General features: G+C 38.8%; 6 protein-coding genes. 2 read left to right on the top strand and 4 right to left on the bottom strand.

Annotation, left to right across the window (positions count from 1 at the left end):
• The coding region (locus tag QA601_05910; protein MDG5814601.1) for a hypothetical protein at positions 1-1,124 on the top strand (1,124 nt) is incomplete at its 5' end.
• The gene (locus QA601_05905) at positions 1,124-1,699 is read left to right on the top strand and encodes a roadblock/LC7 domain-containing protein (GenBank protein MDG5814600.1); all 576 of its coding nucleotides are present in this window, start codon (positions 1,124-1,126) and stop codon (positions 1,697-1,699) included. The genes QA601_05910 and QA601_05905, both read left to right, overlap by 1 nt.
• Before the next feature lie 62 nt (positions 1,700-1,761).
• Here QA601_05905 and QA601_05900 read toward each other — a convergent pair whose 3' ends face one another.
• The 4 genes from QA601_05900 to QA601_05885 all read right to left on the bottom strand — a co-directional run bounded on the left by QA601_05900 (position 1,762) and on the right by QA601_05885 (position 6,621).
• The gene (locus tag QA601_05900) at positions 1,762-2,022 is read right to left on the bottom strand and encodes a hypothetical protein (protein ID MDG5814599.1); all 261 of its coding nucleotides are present in this window, start codon (positions 2,020-2,022) and stop codon (positions 1,762-1,764) included.
• Between the two features lie 146 nt (positions 2,023-2,168).
• Entirely contained in the window at positions 2,169-4,652 is a 2,484-nt protein-coding gene (locus QA601_05895; GenBank protein ID MDG5814598.1) for a DUF3536 domain-containing protein, read from the bottom strand.
• Positions 4,639-4,884 (bottom strand): hypothetical protein, encoded by a 246-nt coding sequence (locus tag QA601_05890; GenBank protein MDG5814597.1) that lies wholly within the window; start codon positions 4,882-4,884, stop codon positions 4,639-4,641. Before QA601_05890 ends, QA601_05895 begins: the two co-directional genes overlap by 14 nt.
• A 30-nt stretch (positions 4,885-4,914) precedes the next feature.
• The gene (locus QA601_05885; protein ID MDG5814596.1) at positions 4,915-6,621 is read right to left on the bottom strand and encodes a hypothetical protein; all 1,707 of its coding nucleotides are present in this window, start codon (positions 6,619-6,621) and stop codon (positions 4,915-4,917) included.
• Positions 6,622-6,627: the final 6 nt, after the last annotated feature.

The following is a 6,627-nucleotide window of genomic DNA, read 5'->3' as shown; positions in this document are numbered from 1 at the left end:
GACAGCAGCAGTATGATCCTGGACAGCAGCAGTATGATCCTGGACAGCAGCAGTATGATCCGGGACAGCAGCAGTATGATCCGGGACAGCAGCAGTATGATCCTGGACAGCAGCAGTACTATCCTGGACAGCAGCAGTATGATCCGGGACAGCAGCAGTACCATCCGGGACAGCAGCAGTACCATCCGGGACAGCAGCAATACTATCCTGAACAGCAGCAGTACTATCCTGGACAGCAGCAATATGACCCGGGCCAACAGCAGTATCAGCCACAGCCAGGAATAGAACCAGGTTCAACCAATCCAGGATCAACTCAAAATATCGATCCTCAATCATCACAACCGAGAGAACTGAAAAGTTATTCTACTCCTCCGGAACCAGAAGATGATTATCAAAACGATTTCAATTCCAATCAACATGATTCTTTGATTTCGGGCAATTCAGAATTAACACAATTTTCAGGAGATAATGATAATGAAATGCCACGGATTCCGGGATTCCAGGAAAATGAGGTAGATATAGAATTAACTCAAAATAATGGTTCCTATGAACAAAATAATCAAGAAAACGAAGCTACAAATACTAATTATGATTCTGTTGATTTCTCCCCAATGATTCATCACGTGGAAGACTCTCCAAGTGAAGAACCTGAATTTTCAAATCCATTTGAAGCAGAGATTAATGAAAATCCTGAACCATTAAGCAATAAAAGTGATCTTGATCTGGAGATAGAAAAATATCAACGTGAGATAGAGGAAAAACAACGTAAAATGCGGGAGAAAGGAACCCTGCCTCAACAGCAGAATGATATTGCAAACCCCGACCTAAGTGGTAATTCTGCACCTATGCAAGGCATTCCACAGCAGCAAAATTACCAGCAACCAGCAAATAGTAGCAACAATCAAAACGCTGCTCAGCAAAATACAGACGATGAGATCAATTTCGAGGTTGGAAGCATGCATGGGCCTTCCGAGCCACCAACTCCCGAAGAGATGGAAGATTCTTTTTATTTTACTACCGTAGATCGGGAAAAACACCGTAAACCAGTTAAGAAACCCATAAACCCTAAAAACACTAAAGGCCATAAAGGTTTATTATCAAAATTTTTTAAGGAAAATCCTTAATGAAGGATATAATACTATTTCCAGAAGATATAGAACTGCTAAATAGCGTATTAAAACCATTAACTCAAAAAGCTAATTTATTGCTGGCAGTTTTAATTAACAAAGATGGAAGACTGTTAACAAGTCAGGGCGAATTTGATTCGGTAGACATAGTCTCACTTGCGGCTCTTGTAGCAGGGAACAGCGCATCAACTCTCGCCATAGCCAATTTGATGGGTGAAACAGAGTTCTGCACCATGTATCATCAAGGCAAAGACAAGCACATTTATATAGCTAATGTTGATGATGATACATTTTTGGCTCTAGTTTTTGATGATCGTACAAACATCGACAGAGTAAAAGTATTTGCCAGACAATTTGATCGTCAGATTAAAGCAGGTTTAAAACAAGTATATGAAAAATCTGATGACCAAATAGATCTTGATCTTGATATGAATATCAGTGCTTCCAAAATTTTTGCACAACAGCAAGGAAAAAATTTACAACAACCACAGACACAAGACAGTGGCAGTGATGAGGTGTTCTACTTCGACATATCCGCTACAAAAACTAAAGGTAAAACCAAAGGAAAATAATAACCATCCCTTTACCTAAGGTAACTTAAAAATGGAAATAGTCTGGGGCGAGCGTAAAGGTCTCAGTGATTTTCATCTTTTCTGATTATATCATCAATTTCCTGCTGAATCTTTGCCTTGTAGAGAACTTCTTCAAGATCGTCTGCTACTTTTTTCCCCTGCTTTAAAATCTCAGCACGTTTCTTAAGCAAAGCGAGCTCAAGCTCCCGTTTTTTGTTTTCCTCTTTACGAATTTTCAGGAGTATAAAGCTATGTCCAACAGCAATTCCAAGTAATAGAATGAATGCCTGAACAATCCAGAAAATCAAATTGTTTTCAATCATAAAGCAGACCTTAAAATTAGGGTAATATCACAAACATTCATTCACACACTAAATATATCTAAGAGCTATATTTAAAGCAACTTTAAACACTGGTAATTTCCGGAAAGGTTTTACAGACATAGACCAATTCCTTTTTATTCAAAGACTTAGCTGCTATAGCTTGTCGTTGAAAAGTTCATTCTTCTAGCAAATTTCACCACCAGCTCCAGTGTTCCATTAGATATAGAACCGTGTTTTTCCGAAGCATTCTGAATGTTACAATCATTACAGAAATTGCTGACAGCATCCCTGAGAATGGGAAAAAATAGATCCTCTAACTTATTTTTTATTACTGGTATACTGAATCTATCTACAATATTAAGAAGATATTTCAATCGTTCACACTTTTGCACCGTAAGTTTTTCACTGAGATCAATTAGCTCCTTAATAATGATTTCCTGAAGTTCTCCTGCAGTTTCTTCAAAATCCAAAGCTAGAGAATACCTGTTCATCATAGTATAAATTTGAAGGAGCTCACCAAACACCTCGTCCTCACTCCCCCTTTTTTGAAGCCCAAGAATTAATTTGTTCCACTTTTGCTGATATACATATTCAAGAGGAGCTGCAGCATATTCAGGTAGATCGATTCCAAGTTTTGAAAGCAAATTAATGTGCTTCTCATTTTGTTTAAACCAGTCATTGAAACGCTTATCGGTATCTGAAGACATATTTTTCTGGAGAAATTTGTTCAACTCCCTCCTGGAACTATAAAAGAGATCGGAAAGAGAGAAAGAAAGAGCATCCTCATGAGTCATCCAGGCATCAGGTTTAGAAGCCAAACTTCCTGATAATTTTTTTTCAGCAGGAGTTACCCATCCCCTAAGTTCAGTTTCATGTTGGTGAGAGACTAAAACTGACCAGGCACTTTTTTCCCCGGTAGTGGGATTTTCCAGATCAATAAGAGCAACATCATATACAGCCCTCGCCCCTTTAAGTGTCTTTAGAGAACGAGCCTTGAGGGTATAAGCAAAATTGGAATAGGTAGAGCTCTTTTTTACTGCAAGAATTTGCTGAATAGCAGCCGTGAATGCCAGTATACGTTCGTGATGAAAAAATGGAAGAATGTGCCTCTCAAAAAGAGTTCTGCCGTTTGCATTATTTACGTTACTGGGAGCCTTTTCAAGGTGTTCAAGAAAGCGCTCTAGTGTTTCCTTTTGCTTATCCTTACAAATCCCAAGCTGTAGTGCCCTACAGGCATAGGCCATATTCTGTATTGTTTCTATACCGCTGATATCTGAGAAAAACCATCCGCATGAAGTGAAGGCAAAAAGCATAAACTTCTGAGCCTCAAGCAGCGTTCTGATCTCCAAAACTCTTTGATCATCTAATTCATCACCAATTGTACAATTATTTTTGAGAAAGGTTCTCATTTTCGAAACAGATGCTTTCCCCATTACACTTATGTATTTATCCCGCAGATCCCAGGGTTTATTGGTAATATCAGACATCCTGGATTCATATTGCTGGTCAATTTCATGTTGCAGGTATTCAAAGGATTCTCTCAACGGTTTTCTCCACGCCTGATGCCAGGAATCCTCTCCACCAGTTTTGCAGCCACAATCCCTTGTCCATCTGCCTACTCCGTGTGCACAACTCCAGGCAGTCCCTTCACCACTGTCGTTTTTCAAAGTAACTTCATGAGTTGGTGGGTTGACTGAAAGATAGTACCCAAAATTTACCGGCGTAATTCCAAGCTCAGGGGCAATAGCTTTGAAAAAATAGGCCAGGCACATATCACCAAATGGTTTATGATGACCAAAAGTTTCACCGTCAGTAGCGATTGTAACTATCTGATTAGCATCATTGTGATGATCGTAGCAGGAATTTATTCTATTTCCAAATATACGTGAGTCGGTTAAAAGATCATTAAAACTAATCTCTTTTGATAAACCTTCATCAAAAAAGAAAACATCAAGATACTTTTCATGCTGAACACCATTTCTATCGCGTGGAAAAATCCTGTATGGTATTCTGGTATCTATTCCTTGCTGAGATGTGAAAGTCCATCCACCTTCACCGATTCTTCTGTACTTTTCGGCCTGATTTGGCGATAAAACGACAAACTTTATATTCTCTTCTACAAGACACAGAACAGTTTCCATATTGATTGCTGTCTCACCTAGCCACATCCCTTCAGGATCAGAGCCAAAGCGCCTCCTGTATACATACTTAGCCCAACGAATCTGGGTCAGTTGATCCCTTTTGGACGCTAAAGGCATAATAATATGATTATACACCTGAGCGATGGCATTCCCATGGCCGTTGAATTTAATTCGGCTGTGCTTATCTGCATCCAATATTCTCTGAACCGTTCTGGAGTGATACCGTTCAAGCCATGAAAAAAGCGTGGGCCCGAAATTAAAACTCATATTCTGATAATTATTATGGATATCAGCGATCATCCCATTACCATCAAGAAGTCGTGAGTATGCATTAGGCCTGTAACACTGGTCGTAAATTCGTTCATTCCAGTCATTAAATGGTGCTGCTGAGTCCTGCTTTTCGATTATATCAAGCCATGGGTTCTCTCTTGGTGGTTGATAAAAGTGGCCATGTACGACCAAGTATTTTTTTGAATTATTGCCAGTCATAAGGTTGTCCATCCGGATAGGTTATATTTTTTCCCTCAAGGCGTTTTTTTAGATAATCTGTACCTTGAGCTATAATATCGTTTCGTGTTTCATAAATATTTTCAAACCATTCCTCTGGTTCATCATTGATTCTGGTGTAACACTTATCTCCTATACTTTTTGCACCAATCTGTATTTCAATCGTGCTTTTTTGACCATCTATAAGAATATTTCTAATCCAACGAATACTCATTTAATAAACCTCCTGAGTATAAGTAACCTCTTACCTTGAAATACGTATATCTGAAAGCAGTGACCGGGCCTTTTGAGCATGGACATCCATTGGATACTCCAATAAGATCTTCTGTAACAGCTCTGCAGCATCTGCACTATTTCCGATATTATACAATGTATATGCTCTATAATAAAGGTATTCCGGAGATGGATTTTGGTTTTTCCACATTTCCATACTTTTAAGAGCCTTAAGGTAGTTTTCCTTATTTATGTATTCACGTGCTACTAGCAGCAAAAGAATCTGCTTTTGCTGCATATTGAAATTTGCTTTTTTTAGCATTTTTTCTGCTTCATCTATTTTACCTAAGAATAGATTATACCTAATCTGCGCCCAAAAATGCAAAAAATCAGGCAGATGATTATATCTTTTTAGTATAAACCTGGAGCCCAACACCTCATCCATGTATGGCCAGGAAGCAGAAAAACGAACCGATTCATATTCATCTGCCGCTTTATCGATTTTTAAGGCAAACAGATATGTCCGCGCCCGCCACAATGAGGCATCTCTGCGATTACGAACCCAATTAACAGAAGAACTGTTTGCCATTTCAATAGCACGCTTCATATCATCGGAAAAGAGATAGTGCCTCACTAATAAAGTATCTTTAACTATCGATTCTTCAAAGGTTTCAAGCAAAGTTAACGCTGAGTCGAGGTGCCCTGTTTGTTGATAAAGATATATAGCTGCATTTTTATTGTTCTTTTGGGAAATGTCTAACCGCTTGAGCCACAACAGCGCAGAGTCAGCAACTGATAGCTTTTGATATGAGTGATAAAGAATAGTAGCTGCTTCTGTATGCAAATCTCCTGGCTGAAGGGTTTTATAGGCTTTTAGAGCAAATGGTACTGCTTTTCTGTATCTTTTTTGTGAAAAATGTTCTCTTGCAGACATTGTAAGCCGCCTGCCAACAGGAACATTTAGGGACTCAAGCATTTTTACTACATCAAGTTCCTTTTCAAATAGTTGATTTTCTGAATACACATCTGCAAGCCAGTTTAAAATAAGAACAGTGTCTGCTTTTTCCTGATTCAAGGCACATGCTTTGAATTGTTCCAAAGAACTGCTCACTGCACCTACATCATCGGCCTCCCTAAGGAACTGACGCATTTGATTTAAAACAATATGAGACATTCTGCTTTGTAGGCCAATTACCGTACAGTATAGGTGTGTAGATTTATCATATCGTGCCATAACCGCATTTACCCTTGCCCATCTAAGTATGTCCTGGGCATTAAGCTCTTTATAGCCATCCAAAATGGCATAAAGAGTGTCGGCAAGTGCAAATCTTCCCCGTTCAACTTCACCAGAAAGAGCCAGATAGTACGGATGATTCTCATCTTTCCACTTTTTAACAATTTGGTTCCAAAGAGGCTTATTTTCTCTCAGGATTTTTATACCATATAATGAGGCGATAAAAGACGAAGAGATCCCTGCCCTGGAGGTGAAAGCCGTAAGTTGATCAAGATACTCTTGATTATCAACTCTTCTGCCTGTAGATAAAAACCTTTTGGTATAAATTAAAAAACACTGTTTATCAGTCTCTGAAGAGAAACGGTTCAGGTGCTCTGCTTTTTGTGAGTTAGGCAGAGATGACCATTGCCCTTCAGGTATTGAACAGAGATTATTTTCAGCAGAATAACCTAAACAGGGAATAATTACTAAAAAACAGATTACCTTCAAAGTTGTATAGTTCATATACCT

This window comes from Chitinispirillales bacterium ANBcel5 (genome assembly GCA_029688955.1).
Lineage (GTDB): Bacteria > Fibrobacterota > Chitinivibrionia > Chitinivibrionales > Chitinispirillaceae > Cellulosispirillum > Cellulosispirillum alkaliphilum.
The sequence above is the reverse complement of the archived record's forward strand: the minus strand, read 5'-3'. Positions and strand labels throughout refer to the sequence as shown.